The organism is Streptomyces sp. NBC_00376 (assembly GCF_036077095.1).
Lineage (GTDB): Bacteria > Actinomycetota > Actinomycetes > Streptomycetales > Streptomycetaceae > Streptomyces.
On sequence record NZ_CP107960.1, the window covers coordinates 8,335,721 to 8,353,281 of the forward strand.

Consider the following 17,561-nt stretch of genomic DNA (forward strand, 5'->3'; position numbering starts at 1 on the left):
ACTCCCCGCATTCTTGGGTCCGAGCACGGCCGTTGTCATCAGATCGACAGCAACACGTGCCTGCTGGAGCCGGGCCGGACGCAGTTGCCTCCGCCGGGACGCAGTCGGCGGCCGGGTCCGGCGGCGGACGGGAGGGGCGGCGGACGACGGACGCCGCCCCTCCCCGCCGCCGGTTCAGGGCATCAACGAAGCCCGTAATACAGCGAGTTGTGCGCCGTGTCCGGCAGGTACAGCACGTCGTTGCCGTCCGAGTCCCGCCGCACCGCGAGCCGGTCCGCGCTCACGCCCGGTGCGGCGGACTCCGCGGTCCATGCCCCGTCCGCCGACTGTGTCGCGGCGAAGACGCGGTCGGTACCGGAGCCGGCGACGTAGTAGATCCGCTTGGTGTCCGTCTCGTCCCAGGTGATGCCGAGGGCCGCGGCCGTCTGGCCACCGGCGTACACGGTCTTGCGGACCCAGTCGCTGCCGCTCGGATACGCGTAGTACACACGGAAGTTGCCGCCGCTGTCGGCCGAGCGGTAGCGGTAGGCGACCTTCGGGGTGGAGCCGTCGAGGGTGAGCTTGGCGCTCTGCACCGCAGGGCCCGGGTAGGCGTTGTCGATGCTCCACTCCTCACCTGTGGTGAGCTCCTGGATCACATCGGACGTGTCGGGCGTCACCGGGGTGGTGACGGCCGCGCCCGCGCTGTCCGCGAAGGCGCCGGTCGACGGGTCGTAGCTCAGGTAGGAGAGCTGGTGCCGGAACCCGGTCGCCGGGGCCTTGGCCCACTCGTAGAGGAGATGTACGCGGCCGTCGGCGTCCACCGTCAGGTCGTCGGGGTACACCGAGCGGTTCAGCGCGTCGGCGAAGGTGGCGACCACGCTCCAGCGTGCGGCGGCGTTGTCCCAGCGGTACAGCTTGCCGGGGCGCTTGTCGGAGCCGGAGCCGACGCGGGCGGCCAGGTACAGATCGCCGTTGGGTGCGGTGGTCACGACCGGATAGGTGATGCCCACGCCCTGGTCGGGCAGCTCGGACGCGTGATCCGTGACGTCCCCGCCGGGGGCTTCGGTGCGGAAGTAGCGCCAGGGGTCGGCGTGCATGGAGGCGAACACATGCAGACGGCCGCTGCCGTCGCGCGCGACGGACGACTGGTTGTGACCGTTGTCGTCGGGGAACTCGGCCTGCTGTCCGCTCTTGTCGAGCAGCGGCAGACGGCTCCACACCCCGTCCGGGTCGCGCCGCGCGATCGCCGGACGGTGCGTGGCGGCCGTCGAACCGGGCTCGTTGAAGGCGAAGTACGTGTACTGACCCCGCCCCTTGTACGTGGCGACCGGCGTCCACCAGGCGGCCTGGTTCGACGAGTCCATCGCGTACGGGACCTTCTCGATCACCGTCGCCGCGGCCGCCGCGGTCGCGGCACGGTCCGTGTCGTCGGCCCGGGCGGCGGCCGGGACGAGCGAGAGCAGGGCGGCCAGGGACGCGGCCGAGGCGGCGTACGCGCGTGCCGTGGGACGTCGCAAGGTGAACTCCTTCGTGGCGGTGTGGCGGTGAGGCGAACGGGAGTGGCCCCGCAGGTCGGCACACCCCCTCCGCTGCGCCCGGAATTTACAGCAGTTCCCAGATCATGAACAGAGGTTGCACAATGCGGAACTTGAATACGTACTGAGGAAGGCATGTGCGGCATGGCAAAGGGCCCGATGATGGCCGTTTCGACCTTCACCGGGCCCGGAGCGCCGCGCGCCGACTCAGCGCTTGATGAGGGCGGCGACCTCCTCGCCGGCCTTCTTCATCGCGTCCTTCGGCTTCGACTTGCCGACCAGGACCGCCTGGACCTGCTTGGCCACGGCCTCCTCGATCTGCGCGTTCTGAGCGAACTGCCAGAACGGGCTGCCGGTCGCCGTGTCGGTGATCTTCTCGGTCCACTCGGTGGTGAAGGTGTCCTGGGCGACCTTCGGGTCGGACAGGCCCACCGTGGTGGACGGCGGCAAGGCGCGGGAGGCGAAGTACTCGGTGGTGGTGGCGCGGTCGGAAGTGGTGTGCAGGGCGAACTGCGTCGCCGCGTCCTGTCCCTTGCCCTTGACGATCGCGATCACGCCGCCCCACAGCAGCGCCTGCGGCGTGTCTCCGGCCTTCAGCACCGGCCGCTTCATCGGCTGCATCGCGTCGGCCAGCGTCTTGTCCTTGGACTGCGCCGAGGTCACGCCCTTGCCGATGATGGCGTCGTCGTAGAAGGCGGCCTTGCCCTGCCCGAACAGGGCGCGCGCGTCGAAGCGGTCCACGTCCGCGGCGATCAGCTTCTCGTCGTGCAGCTTCTTGTACCAGGTGACCGCGTCGACGGAGGCGTCGTCGCCGATGGTCACCTTGTCGCCGTCCATGAGTATGCAGCCGAAGGTCTGCATCCACGGGAAGATGTCCTTGAGCTGCGCGACCTTGGTGGCCGCGGCGTAGGGCACGATGCCGTTGCCGAGCCCCTTCAGCTCCCGCAGCGCGCCCTCGAACTCCTCGATGGTGGTGGGGTGCTTCTTGATGCCGGCCTTCTCCAGGAGCTTGGAGTTGGCGATCACGCCGATCGAGCCGGTGTTCCACGGCAGGCCGTACTGCTTGCCGTCGTACATGCCGCTGTTCAGCGCGACGTTCGTGTAGCCGCCCTTCATGGCCACGGTGTCGAGTTCGGCGAGCTTGCCCATCTGTGCCACCGCGGCGAGCCAGGCGATGTCGAGGTGCACCGCGCCGGTCGTCTCGCCGCCGCCGAGCTTGAGGGTGAGCTGGCTCAGGTACTCGTTGTACGGGTACGAGACCGCGCGGATCTTGGAGCCCTCGGACTTCTCCCACGCCTTGATGATCTTCTCGATGGAGGGCTTGGCGGCCTCCTCGTTGAGCGACCAGGAGGTGAAGTCGAAGTCCTTGGACTTCGTGTCGCCTCCGTTCGAGGAGGTGCTGGCGCCGGACGGTGCGCAGGCGCCCAGAGCACCGGCTCCGGCCACACTGAGCGCGCCGATGCCGAACATGCGCAGCGCGCCGCGCCGGCTGATGCCAGAGGTGGTCATGGTCTCTCCATGGGGGAGTGGGCGGAAGGGAAGGGTGTGGGGGGACGGTGCGGGAGGATCCCGCGGGCTCAGCTCTTGACCGAACCGGCGGTCATGCCGCCGACGAGGTAGCGCTGCAGGAACATGAAGGCGATGACCACGGGGACGGAGACGACGAGCGAGGCCGCCATCAGCTCCGGCCAGGCGGTCTGGAACTCACCGATGTACGTGGAGACGAGGCCGGGCGGCAGGGTCTGCTTCTCCTTGTCGGCCAGCGTCACCGCGAAGATGAAGTCGTTCCAGCCGCGGACGAAGGCGAACAGGCCGGCGGCGATCATTCCGGGCGCGGCCAGCGGCGCCACGATGGAGTGCAGCGTCCGCCACCGGGACGCGCCGTCGATGGACGCGGCTTCCAGCAGGGCGTCCGGAATGGTGTCGAAGATGCCCTTCAGCATCCAGACGCACAGCGGCATCGTGAACGTGGTGAAGGACAGCACCAGGGCGGTGTACGTGTTCAGCAGGCCGAAGCTGGAGAAGACGGCGTACAGCGTCACCAGCAGGACCGCCTGGGGGAACATCTGGGAGGCCAGCACCAGGTGCATCAGCGACCGGCGTCCGCGGTAGCGGAACTTGGAGAACGAGTAGCCCATGTACGTGGCGACGACCACGCTCAGCACGGCGGTGATCGAGGCCACGATGAGGGAGTTGACCAGGTACTTGATCAGCTGCTCGTTCTCGGCGAGGGCCGTGAAGTTGCTGAAGGTGATCTCGGTGGGTATGAGCTTCGGCGGGAACTGGAAAGTCTGCTCGGGGCTGCTCAGGGCGGTGGCCAGCAGCCAGTAGATCGGCAGCATGCCGAAGGCGCCGATCACCAGGACCGCGGTCCAGGCGGCGATCCGCGAGCGCAGCAGGTCCTTGCGGATCCGGCGTCGCGAGGTGCGCCCGGCGGACGCGGTGTGCGGCCTCAGCCGCTCGGTGCCGGACAGCGGGGTGGAAGTCGTGGAGGTCATCGGGCGTCGCCCTTCCGCTCGGTGATCCTGAGGTATACGGCGACGAGGACGAGCAGGAGCAGCATCCACAGTCCGCCCAGCGCGGTCGCCCGGCCGATGTCGAAGCCCTTGAAGGCGGTCTGGTACACGGCGGTCGCGAAGGTCTCGGTGGAGCCGGCCGGGCCGCCGCCGGTGAGCACGTAGATGGTGTCGAAGTGCTGGAAGTTCCAGATGAACTCCAGGAGCAGCACGATCGAGGCGACACCGCGGACCTGCGGCCAGGTTACGGCGAAGAAGCGCCGGATCGAGCCGGCCCCGTCCATGGAGGCCGCCTCGTGCAGTTCCTTGGGGACGGTCTGCAGACCGGCCAGCAGCATCACCATCATCCAGGGGAAGCTCGCCCAGGTCTTGGTGATGATGACGGCGAGCATGGCGGTGCCGGGCTGGCCGAGCCAGGAGATGGACTCCTCGATGATCCCGGCCTTCATGAGGATGCCGTTCAGTACGCCGTAGTTCGCGTTGAAGATCCACATCCACAGGAAGGAGATCACCACGCCGGGGATCACCCACGGGAACAGGAACAGGCCGCGCAGGAAGCCGCTGCCTTTCAGGCCCGAGTTCAGCGCGAGCGCGAGCGCGAAGCCGATCACGAAGGGCACGACCGTCGCACCGACGGTGAAGATCAGCGTCTGCTTGAGGATCGTGAGGAAGTCGCCGTCCAGCCAGTAGGTGAAGTTCTCCAGGCCGACGAATTCCCGGCCCGGCAGCCGCAGATCCTGCTTGAAGAAGCCGGTGAACAGGGCCGAGACCAGCGGGTAGACGATGATCGTCGCGAACAGGGCGATCCCCGGGGCGGTCAGCAGCAGTGCGAACGCGCCGTTGGAGAGCCGCCCACCGGCCCGCTCACGGCGTGGAGCGGCCTTCTGGGGAGGTGCGGCCGTACTCATGGGTGTGTCCTCTCAAACGGGGCGGGAGCGGTGTTGCAGGGCGTGGCACGGAAGGCCGTGCACCGGCAGCCGGATGCGACGCGGCCGGGCGCGAGTGGTGCGTCGCCCCGTCCCCTGTTTCGCCCGAGGCCCTGTGTGAATGCCATTGCATGCTCCATTGAACGCAAGTTGCAGCATGCGGGATCGTTCTCCATATCCTGCGACGGCGTCAACCCTGCTGGTGAGTGAAACGCCGGTTCTGTGCGGGACCGGCGAAGTCGCCGCACTTGCCATGAGCTGGTCCGTCGGCCCGCGGCGACGGTGTCGTCGGCTGCGCTGGAAACTTACAACACATCCCACTGGCTGAACAGTGGTTGCACAATATGGATGTGATGTACGTTCAAGGCCGCTTCGCTGTGGCGGAGAGAATCCGAGCTTCACATCAAGGAGGCCGCACCGTGCGGGAAGAAGAGGTCCATTACGACATCGCCGTCATCGGCGGTGGCCTGGCGGGGACCTGTGCGGCCATCGCCGCGGCACGGCTCGGCCGACGCGTCGCGCTGGTCAACAACCGGCCCGTCCTGGGTGGCAATGCCAGCAGCGAGGTCCGTGTCTGGGTCTGCGGCGCCACCGCCCATGGCGTGCACCGCTGGGCCCGGGAGACCGGAATCATGGGCGAGCTGTACACCGAGAACCAGTTCCGCAACCCCGAAGGCAACCCGTACTACTGGGACCAGGTGGTCCTCGACGCGGTCCGCGCCGAGCCGAACATCGACCTGTACCTCAACACCGACGTACGCGAGGTCGAGGCGAGCGGCCCGGACGACGCACGCGAGGTGCACTCCTGCATTGGCTGGATGATGGGCTCCGAGCGGCGCATCACCTTCCACGCGCAGCAGTTCCTCGACTGCACCGGCGACGGCCTGCTCGGCCACCTCGCCGGCGCCCACCACCGCATCGGCCGCGAGGCGCGCGCCGAGTTCGGTGAGCCCTGGGCACCCGAGGAGGAGGACGAGGCGCTGCTCGGGTCGACGATCCTGTTCCACACCAAGGACACGGGCCGGCCGGTGAAGTTCGTGCCGCCCGCCAGCGCCCGCGACCTCACCACCACGCCCATCCTGCGCAACCGCGTCCTGCGCACCGGCGACAACGGCTGCGACTACTGGTGGATCGAGTGGGGCGGCGAGCTCGACACCGTCCACGACAACGAACGCATCCGCGACGAGCTCCAGTCCGTGATCATGGGCATCTGGGACCACATCAAGAACTCCGGTGAATTCCCGGACGCCGAGAACCTGACCCTGGAATGGGTCGGCAGTCTCCCCGGCAAGCGCGAGTACCGCCGTTTCCTCGGCGACCACATGCTGACCCAGCAGGACATTCTCGAACAGCGGCAGTTCGCCGACCGCGTCGCCTTCGGCGGCTGGTCCGTGGACCTCCACCCGGTGCAGGGCATGTACGCCGACGAACCCGGCGCGCGCCAGCGCTACGCGGACGGCATCTTCCACGTACCGCTGCGCTCCCTGTACTCGGCGAACGTCACGAACCTCCTGTTCGCCGGGCGCAACATCTCCGCCACCCACATCGCCTTCGGCGCCACCCGTGTCATGGCCACCTGTGCCACGCTCGGCGAGGCCGCGGGCACGGCCGCCGCGCTCTGTGTCACCGAGGGCCTCACCCCGCGCGAACTCGCCGCAAAACACCCTGAACTGGTGCGCCGCACCCTGCTGCGGCAGGACGCCTCGGTCATCGGCCTGTACGACGACGACCCCGAGAACCTGGCGCGCACGGCCCGCGTCAGCGCCTCCTCGCACCTGAGCCGCCTGGCCGCCGAGCCCACGCAGACCGCACCCGGCGAGCCTTACCCGCTCACCCGCGACCTTGCGCTGCTGCTGCCGGTGGACCCCGCACTCGACACGGTCGACCTGCTCGTCCACGGCGTCCCGGGCGGGCCGGCGAGCGAACTCACCGTGGAACTGTGGAGCACCGGCCGCCCCGAGAACGCGGTCCCGGTCGATCACCTGCTCACCACCACGGTCACCGTGCCGGCCGAGGGCCCCCACTGGGTCACGGCCCGCCTCGGCCATCGTCCGGACGCCCCGGAGAACGTCGTCCTCATCGTGCGCGCCTGCCCGGGTGCCGCGCTGGTCCTCGTCCCCGAGCGCACCGACGGTGTCCTCGCGCTGCGCAGCAGGGTCGAGGGGGACGCGGCCGTCGACCACGACATTCCGGAGGAGGACGGCCAGCTGGTCCTGGAATGGCAGGCCCGCGGCCTGCGCCGCCGGAGCTTCGGCTTCCGTGCGGCCCCGGACACCGGTGCGTTCCGGCCCGAGCGGGCCGTCGGCGGATTCCAGCGCGCTTACGGAGGCCCGCAGATGTGGTCGTCCGAGCTGCTGCCCGACCCGGACCGGGCCGAGCAGTGGCTGAGCCTGGACTGGGACGAGGAGCAGCACCTCACCGAGGCACGCGTGGTGTTCGACGACGACGTCGACGAGTACCTCAACAACCTGCACCGCCACCGCACCCCGTTCGAGGTCATGCCGGAACTGGTCCGCGACTACCGCCTCCAGAGCCGCGAGCCCGACGGCACCTGGCGCACGCTGCTGACGGTGGAGGGCAACCGCCGCCGCCACCGCGTGCACCCGCTGAACGGTGCGGACGGCGGGCCCCTGCGCACCGATGCGCTGCGGCTCGTGGTGGATGCGACGCACGGCGCGCGGCACGCGCACGTGATCGCGTTCAAGGCGTACGGCGCGTAAACGGCACGGCGAAGGGGCCCGGTGAAGGTTGTTCGACCTTCACCGGGCCCCTTCGCCGTGTGATTCAGAGGACGCCGAGCGCCTGGCTGATGGCGTCGGCGGCTTCGATGACCTCACGGGTGAGGGCGAGCCGCTGCCCGTTGGTCTCGGCGTGGTTGCCGAGGAGGGAGGCCGGGCCCCACAGGGAGATGGCGGCGACCACGTCACCCGAGGCGTCGCGGACGGGTGCGGCGAGGGAAGCACGGCCCAGGGCGCGTTCCTCGGCTTCGATCGCGTAACCGGTGCGGCGGACCGTGTCGATCTCGGCGTCGAGGAGGTCGTGGCTGGTGGTCGTGTAGTCGGTGTGTGCCGCGAGCGGCTCGGGAAGCAGCTTGCGGCGCTCCTTGGGCGTGAGGCCGGTGAGAAGGCATTTGCCGATGCTGGTGGCGTGCAGCGGCGCCGTGTGCCCGGCCTGCGTATAGGACTTCGGGGCGCGGTGCCCCTCGAAATTGCACAGGAACATCAGCTCGGAGTCCCGGCGGACGGCGACATTGGCCCCCAGCCCGGTGCGGGTCGCGAGGTCCTGGAGGACCATGCGGGCCGCGCGGTGGACGGGATGCCGGTTGGTCGCGGTGGCGGCGAGCGGGAGAATCCCGAGGCTGAGGCGGTAGAGGTTGCTGACCGGGTCGCGTTCGACCATGTCGAGCCGTTCGAGGGTGGACAGGAGCCGAGAGGTGGTGGAAGACCCCAGCCCGGTGAGTTCGGCGACGTCGGAGACGCGTAGTTCGGCGCGGCCGGCGTCGAGTGCGCGCAGTACCGAGACCGCTCGTTCGACGCTCTGGTTCGTCCCGGCATCGGTCGCCCGCGTGGCCATGGCCCTCCTCATTTTGCAAATGGCTTGCACAATCTGCATCAGCATATCGCGTCGACCTGGGGATGTCCCCGACTTCCACCGGCTTGCGAAGGTCCGGATCCGGGCCCGAACCGTCTCGCGGGGGACGGCGCCCGGAGCGACGATCCGCCCGCCTCGCCGGGCAGATCGCGGCGAAGGCGCCGATGAACAGGGCCAGGGCGAGGAACACAGCCGGGCGGGGCCGTACGCCTGGGGACTGATCGGGACTTCTGCCTTTCGGCGGAGACACAGCCGCCACGTGGGCGAGCCCCCGAACGCGCAGGGCCCTCAGCTTCGAGTCGCAAGTCACCGCTCGCTGCCCCGGCTTGATCGGCAAGACACCATGGGCCGTTCACCCCCCGTCGCAGGGCCGCTGAACCGGTTGCCACTGTCAGTACCCGCGAAGAGTTCGATCCGTCGGTCGGGAATCCTCATGACTGCATCATGAGGCCTCGGCAACCGCTTCAGGAAGCCGCGCAGGGACGTCGAGGTGCTCGGCGATCCGCTTCAGCCGGGACCTCCTCAGAACCGGTTGCCGAGCCACTCGTGGATGGCGAGCGCGGTGCTACGGGCGTGCTCCTCCAACATGGTGAAGTGGTCCCCCGGCACGGTGATCTCTGCGTGCGGCAGGCTCCAGTCCGGGGCGGGATCGGCGCCGGGCAGCAGGTCCCGGGCTCGTACGTACAGGGTGGGACAGGCAAGCGGAGCGGGTTTCCAGCCGCTGAAGAGCTCGAAGTATCCGGCCATGGCGGTGAGCCGGTCGGTACTGGCGGAGGCGAACTCCGCCGCCCGGCGCAGCATGTCCGACGTCATCGCGGAAAGCGCCTGTCCCCGGTCGCCGTGACCGGGCGGATAGGTGTCCACCAGGACGACGGCGGCCGGGGCGGCACCCTCGGACTCCAGACGCTCGGCCACGGCGTGGGCCACCCAGCCACCGGCGGACCGCCCCAGCAGTACCGGAGGGCCTTCGGCCGAGGCCGCGCGAACAGCGGCGACCTGGGCCGTGACGAACGCGTCCAGTGTGGCGGGCAGCGCCTCGCGGGGCTCGAACCCCGGGTGCCGCACCGCAGAAACCGGCCGCAGCCCGCGTAGCCCGGCACCGAGACGCGCGTACTCCTGCGGTCCGGACAGTGCGCTGAGCGCGGGGGAGCAGACCAGCCGGGACCCCGTACCGCCCGCCGCGAGCATGACGGGTTCGTGCGTCGTGCCGGGAGCCCCGGTCCCGTCGAAGACCGGGCGCAGGCGCGCGGCGACGGTGAGGAGCACCATGCCGTCCCAGCTCCGGCCCCGGGCGCATGCGGTACGGAAGAGCGCGCCCAGGGAGTCCGGAGACTCCTCGGCGTGCGATGCTTCGGTGACCCGCCCCCGGACGTCCGGCGGAGCGCCCGCCCCAGGGCGTCCTCCCGCGCTGCTTCCCGGATCGTCGTCCGCCGACCGTCCGGAAAGTTCCGGGGAGCCCGGAGAGCCGACGGCCCCGGGCCGTGTCCGGGCGTCGGACGCGGCACCCGCAGATGGTGCCTCGGCGGCGTACCGCCGCGTCAGCTCGACGGCGAGCGCGCGCGGCGTCGGGAAGTCGAACAGCAGCGTGGACGGCAGTGCGAGCCCCGTCCACGCCGCGAGCTCATTGCGCAGATCGACCGCGGCCAGGGAATCCAGCCCCAGGTCCGCCAGCAGGGCGTCCTCGTCGATCTCGCTCGCCTCCTCCCGATGGCCCAGGACGCGGGCCGCCAGCGTCCGGACCTTCGTGAGCAGCACCTTGCCCATCTCTCCGGACGAAGCACCCGTCGGCAACCGGCCGAGCCGGTCCCCGCCCCCGTCGCCCGCGTAGTTTTCGTCCTCGGCTGGGGAGCGGAGCCGGTTCGCCGCCGTGTCACCGCTGCGGAGAGCGGCCGGGGCGAGGCGGGCCGCCACCACCACGGGTTCGTCGCCGGCCACGGCCGCGTCGAAGAGCGCCAAGCCCTCTTCCGGCCCGAGCGGGCCGAACCCGGAACGGGCCATCCGCTGCCGGTCCGCGTTGCCGAGGTGGGTCATCATGCCGTCGTTCTGCTGCCAGGGGCCCCAGACGATCGACGTGCCGGGCAGCCCGAGCCGCCCGCGGTGCCGCGCCAGGGCATCCAACACACAATTGGCCGCGGCGTAGTTGGCCTGGCCGGCGGAGCCGAAGGCGCCCGCCACCGAGGAGAACAACGCGAACACGGCCAGGTCATGACCCCGGGTCAGTTCGTGCAGAGCGAGGGCGGCGTCCGCCTTGGGGCGCATCACCCGCCTCACCCGGTCCGTGGTGAGCGCCGCGACGACACCGTCGTCCAGTACTCCCGCGGTGTGCACGACACCCGTCAGCGGGTGGGCCGCCGGCACCGCGTCGAGCAGGGCCGCGAGCGCGGTCCGGTCCGCGACATCACAGGCGTGAACGGTCACCCGGGCGCCCGCCTCGTACAGCTCCGAGACGAGTTCACGGGCGCCCGGAGCGTCCGGCCCGCGTCGGCCGGCGAGCAGCAGGTGCCGGACACCGTGAGCGGTGACCAGGTGCCGAGCCACCAGCATCCCCAGGGAACCGGTGCCGCCGGTGACCAGGACGGTCCCCTCCGGGTCGAGGGTCCGCCCCTTCCGTGGCTTCGGTGCCGCCTCGGCCGGCAGCGGCACCAGCTTCGGTACGTACACCGCCCCCCGGCGTACGGCCGCCTCCGGTACCGAGGCGGCCAGCAGGCCGGGAAGGGCGCTCCACGAGTCGGGGTGTTCGTCCACGTCGATGACGGCGAAGCGGCCCGGATTCTCCCGCAGCGCCGAACGGACCAGACCCCACACCGGGGTGTGCAACGGTACGGGCCCTGTCTCGCCGGACCGGTCGTCACTCCCGCGACCGGCGGCATCGTCCGTGGGGAAACCGTCACCTGCCGGAGCGACGGCACCGGACGTCACGAGGACGAGACGGGAACGGGACAGGCGCGGCTCGGCGAGCCACTCCTGCACGAGCCTCAGTGCCCGGTCCGCCGCCCGCAGCAGACCGGCAGCCTGGTCCTGGTCATCGCCGGCCGTGCCCGGCAGTGGGCACGGTGCCACGACGACGGCCGAAGACGCGTCGCACGCCGCCGGGTCGGGGTACACCGGGACACCGGAACCGGGCGGCGCGAGAGCATCCACCAGCCATGTGCCTGCCGCGCCCAGAACCCCCCAGCGGGGCAGCGTCACGGGCGGGGACGGCTCGGCCATCGCCACCCAGTCCGTCCGGTGGAGAGCACCGGTGACCGCGTCCGCCGCCGTTGAGCCGGAGCCGAATTCGGTACGCGGAAGGGGCCGGAGCGCCAGTGAACGGACCGTCGCCACCGGCGAGCCCGTCTCGTCGGTCAGCTCCACTGCGGCCCGACCGTCCGGACCGGGGGCCACCCGCACTCGCAAGCGCTGCACACCGGCGATGTGTACACGCACCCCGCTGAAGGCGAACGGCAGGGACGACCCGCCGTCCGCCGGTCCGGCCGCCCCGGACACGTTCGCGGCCAGGCCGTCCAGGGCCAGGGCGTGGAGCGCCGCGTCGAGCAGCGCGGGATGCAGGACGAACTCAGGACCGCCCGCCTCCCGGTGCGCGGCCCGGACAGCTTCAGGCAGCGCGACGTCCGCGTACAACTCCTCCCGGTGCCTCCAGGCGGCACGCATGCCCCGGAAGGCGGGGCCGTATCGCAGCCCTTCGGCGGCCAGTTGATCGTACGGCCCCGTCCCCGGGCCGTCGGCGTGCAGCGGCATCGCCCCCTCCGGCGGCCAGGACGCGTCAGGCCGGGGCGCGCCGCCGGTCTCGCCCGCGGTCTCACCTTCGGCCGTTGTCCGGTCCGCGGGCGGCCGCGTCGGCGAAAGAGTGCCGACGGCGTTACGGAGCCAGGGACCGTCACCCGCCGGAGTATGCGGACGGGAGTGGAAGAGCACAGCCCGACGCCCCGTTTCGTCCGCCCCCGCCACCCTCACCTGCAGGGCGACGGCATCGTCCGAGTGCAACGGCAGCGGTGCGGTCAGAACGAGCTCGTCCAGGACAGCGGCGCCCATCAACTCGCCCGCATGGACGGCCATTTCGAGGAAGGCGGTCGCAGGAAGCAAGATCTCCCCGGCCACCACATGGTCGGCAAGCCACGGCTGGTCCCGCACCGAGAGCAACCCGCTCAGCAGCAGCCCGTCGTCGTCGGCCGTACGGGTGCCCGACCGCAGGAACGGATGGGCGGCCTCGGCCGCCGGGGAGGCGGGCGGAAGCTCCGGGACGGCCTCCAGCCAGTACCGGCGGCGCTGGAAGGCGTACGTGGGCAGCGCGACGCGCCGCCCGCCGCTCCCGGCGAGGGCAGCCCGCCAGTCGACGGGAACACCATGGGCGTGCAGCGCGGCCAGCGTGTCGAGCAGGGCATCCGCCTCCGGCCGCGTCCTGCGCAGTGTCGGCAGAACCAGCGGTACCGGGCCCCACTCACCACCGCCCGCTTCGCCCGCGTCCGGTCCGCCGTCCGTGCCGTCCGCGTCCGGGCCCGGCCCGGACACGGCGAGGCAATCACGCACCAGGCCGGTGAGCACGCCGTCCGGCCCCAGTTCGACGTAGTGCGCCGCGCCTTGCTCACCCAGGTATGCCACCGAATCGGCGAAGCGGACCGGACGGCGGACATGGTCCACCCAGAATTCCGGTGCGCGCACCTCCTCGGCGGTGGCCGCCCGGCCCGGTACAGCGGTGATCAGAGGCAGGTGCGGTGCGGCGAAGGACAAGCGCCCGACCACGTCCGCGAACTCGGCCAGCACGGGCTCCATCCGGGCGGAGTGGAAGGCATGACCGACCCGCAGCGGCGTCACCGAACGGCCCCGCTCCCGGAAGTGCGCGGCCACCTCCCGCACCGCGGACTCGTCACCGGAGACCACCACCGACGCAGGCCCGTTGACCGCGGCGATCTCCACCGCGCTCCCGACCCCGGAGAGGTGGCCGGCCACCTCGTCCGCGCCCGCGGCCACGGCCGCCATCGCGCCACCCGGAGGCAGCGCGTCCATCAGCCGGCCCCGGGCCGCCACCAGCGTGCACGCGTCCGCGAGGGACAACACCCCGGCGGCGTGCGCCGCCGTCACCTCGCCCACCGAGTGCCCGGCCACCAGACCGGGGCGTACTCCCCACGCCTCGAACTGCCGGAACAGCGCGGTCTCCAGAGCGAAGAGCGCCGGCTGCGCGAACCGGGTCGTGTCCAGCAACGCGCCCTTCTCCGTACCGGGCCCGGCGAACATGACGTCCCGCAGGGGCACCGGCAGCAGTGGGTCGAGCAGGGCACAGCACTCGTCCAACGAACGGGCGAAGGCCGGGTACAGGTCGCGTGACTCGTACGACTCGCGGCCCATGCCGGAACGTTGACTGCCCTGACCGGTGAACAGGAAGGCTGTCGAGCCGTGATGGCGGGACGTGCCCGTATGCACTCCGGACCGGTTGCCGCCCTCGGCCACGGCCCGCAGGGAGCCGAGCAGCTTCGCACGGTCCCGGGCCACCACCACGGCCCGGTGCTCCAGGGCCGCACGCGTGGTGGCGAGGGAGTACCCGATGTCCACCAGGGACGTGTCGGGAGCGGCGGCCACATGGTCGTACAGCCGTCGCGCCTGGGCCCGCAGCCCCGGCACGCTCCTCGCCGACACCGGAAAGGCCACCGCGGCCCGCTCAGGACGCGCCGCACACTCCGACTCCACCCCGGGCCCGACACGGCTGCTGCTCGCGGCCCCGCCGCCCGCCACAACACACAGCGCTGCGGCCTCCCTGTTGCCCGGAGGCTCTTCCAGCACCACATGGGCATTGGTGCCGCTGATCCCGAACGACGACACCCCCACCCGGCGCCGACGGTCCGTCGCAGGCCACTCCACCGCCCGGCTCAGCAGCGCGATCCGCCCCGCCGACCAGTCGACCCGGGGCGTCGGCTCGTCGGCGTGCAAGGTACGCGGCAGCACACCGTGCCGCATCGCCTGGACCATCTTGATCACCCCGGCCACTCCGGCAGCGGCCTGGGTGTGACCGATGTTCGACTTCACCGAGCCGAGCCGGAGGGGACGCTCCCGCTCCTGCCGCCCGTACGTCGCGAGGAAGGCCTCCGCCTCGATGACGTCCCCCAGCCGGGTGCCGGTGCCGTGTGCCTCCACCGCGTCGATGTCCCCGGGATTCAATCCCGCGTCCGCCAGCGCCTGCCGGATCACCCGCTGCTGCGCCGGTCCGTGCGGCGCGGTCAGCCCATTGCTCGCCCCGTCCTGGTTCACCGCCGAGCCGCGCACCACGGCCAGTACCGGAAGCCCGGCGCGGCGAGCCTCGGACAACCGGCTCAGCAGCAGCATTCCGGCACCCTCGGCCCACCCCGTGCCGTCGGCGGACGCACCGAACGCCTTGCAGCGGCCGTCCGGCGCCAGCGCCCGCTGGCGACTGAACTCCACGAACGACGAGGGCCCCGACATCACCGTGGCGCCACCGGCCAACGCGAAGGCACACTCACCCCGGCGCAGCGCCTGGGCCGCCAGATGCAGGGCCACCAGGGACGAGGAACACGCCGTGTCCACGGTGAGGGCCGGGCCTTCGAGGCCGAAGGCGTACGCGATGCGGCCCGAGGCGACGCTTCCGGCGTTGCCGAGGCCGAGGTACCCCTCGACCTGCTCGGGTGTCCTTGCCAGACGGCGCGCGTAGTCGCTGTACATCAGTCCGACGTACACACCGGTCGCCGAGCCGCGCAGAGTGCCCGGGACAAGACCGGCGTACTCGAAAGCCTCCCACGCCACTTCGAGCAGCAACCGGTGCTGCGGGTCCATGGCCAGGGCCTCGCGGGGCGAGATGCCGAAGAAGGCGGGGTCGAAGCGGTCCGCACCGGAGAGGAAACCGCCCTCGCGCACGTACGTCCTCCCGGGCCGCCCGGGGTCCGGGTCGTAGAGCGCGTCGACGTCCCAGCCCCGGTCGGTGGGGAAGGGGCCGATGGCGTCCCGCCCCTCGGCCACCAGCTGCCACAGCTCCTCGGGCGAGGTCACGTCCCCGGGGTAGCGGCAGGCCATCCCCACGATCACCACGGGATCGTCGTCCGACCGGGCCGCACTCCGGTCCACCGGCCCGGCGCCGGCCGGTGCGAGGGCGTTCCGTTCCCCGAGGTGGGCGGCGAGCGCCTCGGCCGTGGGAAAGTCGAAGGCGACGGCCTCGGAGAGCGGCAGACCGGTCGCGGCCGACAATCGCTCCCGCAGCACCGTGGCCGTGAGGGAGTCCATGCCCAGGTCCCGCAGCGCGGTACTCGGCTCCACCGCCCGAGCCGTACAGCCGAGCACGGCCGCCACCTCGCTCCGCACCAGGGCGAGCAGGCCCTCCGACGGCTTCCCGTTGCCGGTGGCCTCCGCGCCCAGCGCCCGTGCGGGCAGACCGGCGAGATCCCGTCGCAGGATCTTCCCGGAAGAGGTACGGGGAAGGTCCTCCACCTCGAACAGCTCGACAGGCACCTTGGAACCGGACAGTTCCGCACGACAGGCGGCGAGGATGCGTCCCCGGTCCAGTACGCCGCCGGGCTCGGCGACCAGATAGCCGACCGGCACCTCGCCGAAGGCGGGGTGCGGACGTCCGGCCACGGCGGCGTCCGCCACCCCGGGCAGCCGCCGCAGCACGGCCTCCACCTCCGAAGGGTGGATGTTCACCCCGCCCCGGATGATCAGATCGCTCGCCCGGCCGGTGATCGCCAGCGCACCGGAGCCATCGATCCTGGCCAGGTCACCCGTGCGGAACCAGCCGTCGCGCAGTACCCCCGCGGTGGCTTCCGGCCTGCCGTGGTAACCGGCCATCACCCCGGGCCCGTTGACCCACAACTCGCCCTCGCCGGTGTCCCGGCCGTCCGGACCCCCGCCGACCCGGACCCGGGTGCCGGGCAGCACTCGCCCGCACGCCTCGGACGCCGTCGCTCCGTCCGGCGCCGACATGGTGACCGGGCCCGCCTCCGTGCTGCCGTAATGCTCCAGATAGGGCACACCACAGATCGCCTCGAAGGACTCGTGGAACCCGGGACCAGCCGCCGCGCCACCACTGACACAACCCCGCAGCGCGGAGCCGCCGAGACCGCCGCTCTCGCCCCGGACCGCGTCGAGCAGCGCCGAGTACGTGGTCGGAACCCCGCCGAGCAAGGTGAACGAGTCTTCCTCACGCCGCAGTTCGCCGAGCACCCCCGACACCGAGAACCGGGGCAGCAGCACCGCGCTCGCCCCCACCGCGGTCACCCCGAGGAAACACACGATCTGGCTCATCGCATGATGGAGGGGCAACGGCCACAGCACACGGTCCTGTTCGGACAGGCCCAGAACACCGACCAGGCCCGTCGCGACCGGCGAGAGCCGGTTGCGCTGGGTGGACAGCACGCCCTTGGGCACACCGGAGGAGCCCGAGGTGTAGAGCAGCCAGGCCACTTCGTCCAGCGCGAGATCGTCCCGGGCCGACGTCCTCGGCTCGGTACCCGCCAACTCCTCGAACCGCAGAACGCCGGCCGCGCCCGCCACCCCGGCGGGCCGGCCCCCGACTCCGCCGACCTCGCCCGCCGGCTCCACGCGTTCCGCGAGTTCCGCGCCCGAATCCGAGTCCCAGCCCCCGTCCTCGGCACCGCCTTCGGCCACCACCACGATCAACCCGGGGCGCAACGGCAGCGTTCGCCGCCGCGCCAGGCAGACATCATCCGTGATGAGCACCCGTGCCGCGCTGTCGTCCAGCAGGCGGGCCAGCTCTTCCACTGAGTTCCCGGGGTCCAGCGGCACACCCACGCCGCTCGCCCGGGTGACGGCGAGCAGGCTCTCGACCGCCTCGACACGGTTGCCGAGCAGCACGGCCACCCGGTCACCACGCTCCAGACCGAGTCCGGCCAGATGGCCGGCCAGCCGCGCAGTCCTCCGTTCCAGCTCCCGGTAGGTCACACGCCTGAGCCGGTCCTCGAAACCGACCTTGTCGCCGAGGCGCCGGGCGTGGTGCCCGAGCAGTTCCGGCAGTGGTTTGACGATGTCGGCGTGCTTACCCACCGCATGACCTC

The 17,561-nt window shown here is 71.4% G+C and carries 7 protein-coding genes; 1 reads left to right on the top strand and 6 read right to left on the bottom strand.

What is annotated here, in order from left to right; genetic code table 11:
- Positions 1 to 182: 182 nt before the first annotated feature.
- The 4 genes from OG842_RS37345 to OG842_RS37360 form a co-directional block, all read right to left on the bottom strand.
- Positions 183 to 1,499, bottom strand: coding sequence for a BNR-4 repeat-containing protein (locus tag OG842_RS37345; protein WP_266734498.1), 1,317 nt, complete (start codon positions 1,497 to 1,499; stop codon positions 183 to 185).
- Between the two features lie 225 nt (positions 1,500 to 1,724).
- Positions 1,725 to 3,026: an extracellular solute-binding protein gene (locus OG842_RS37350; protein WP_266734496.1), complete on the bottom strand. Its 1,302-nt coding sequence runs from the start codon at positions 3,024 to 3,026 to the stop codon at positions 1,725 to 1,727.
- A gap of 68 nt (positions 3,027 to 3,094) precedes the next feature.
- Complete coding sequence (locus OG842_RS37355; protein ID WP_266734494.1) at positions 3,095 to 4,015, bottom strand: carbohydrate ABC transporter permease; 921 nt, start codon at positions 4,013 to 4,015, stop codon at positions 3,095 to 3,097.
- Positions 4,012 to 4,941: a carbohydrate ABC transporter permease gene (locus OG842_RS37360; RefSeq protein ID WP_266734492.1), complete on the bottom strand. Its 930-nt coding sequence runs from the start codon at positions 4,939 to 4,941 to the stop codon at positions 4,012 to 4,014. Before OG842_RS37360 ends, OG842_RS37355 begins: the two co-directional genes overlap by 4 nt.
- A gap of 437 nt (positions 4,942 to 5,378) precedes the next feature.
- Between OG842_RS37360 and OG842_RS37365 the strand changes: the two genes are divergently transcribed.
- Positions 5,379 to 7,679, top strand: a complete 2,301-nt coding sequence (locus tag OG842_RS37365) for an FAD-dependent oxidoreductase (RefSeq protein WP_266734491.1) — start codon at positions 5,379 to 5,381, stop codon at positions 7,677 to 7,679.
- A 64-nt stretch (positions 7,680 to 7,743) separates the two neighbouring features.
- Here the strand turns inward: OG842_RS37365 and OG842_RS37370 are convergent, their stop codons facing one another.
- Complete coding sequence (locus OG842_RS37370) at positions 7,744 to 8,532, bottom strand: IclR family transcriptional regulator (protein ID WP_266734490.1); 789 nt, start codon at positions 8,530 to 8,532, stop codon at positions 7,744 to 7,746.
- 540 nt (positions 8,533 to 9,072) lie between these two features.
- Positions 9,073 to 17,550 (bottom strand): type I polyketide synthase, encoded by an 8,478-nt coding sequence (locus OG842_RS37375; RefSeq protein ID WP_266734489.1) that lies wholly within the window; start codon positions 17,548 to 17,550, stop codon positions 9,073 to 9,075.
- Positions 17,551 to 17,561: the final 11 nt, after the last annotated feature.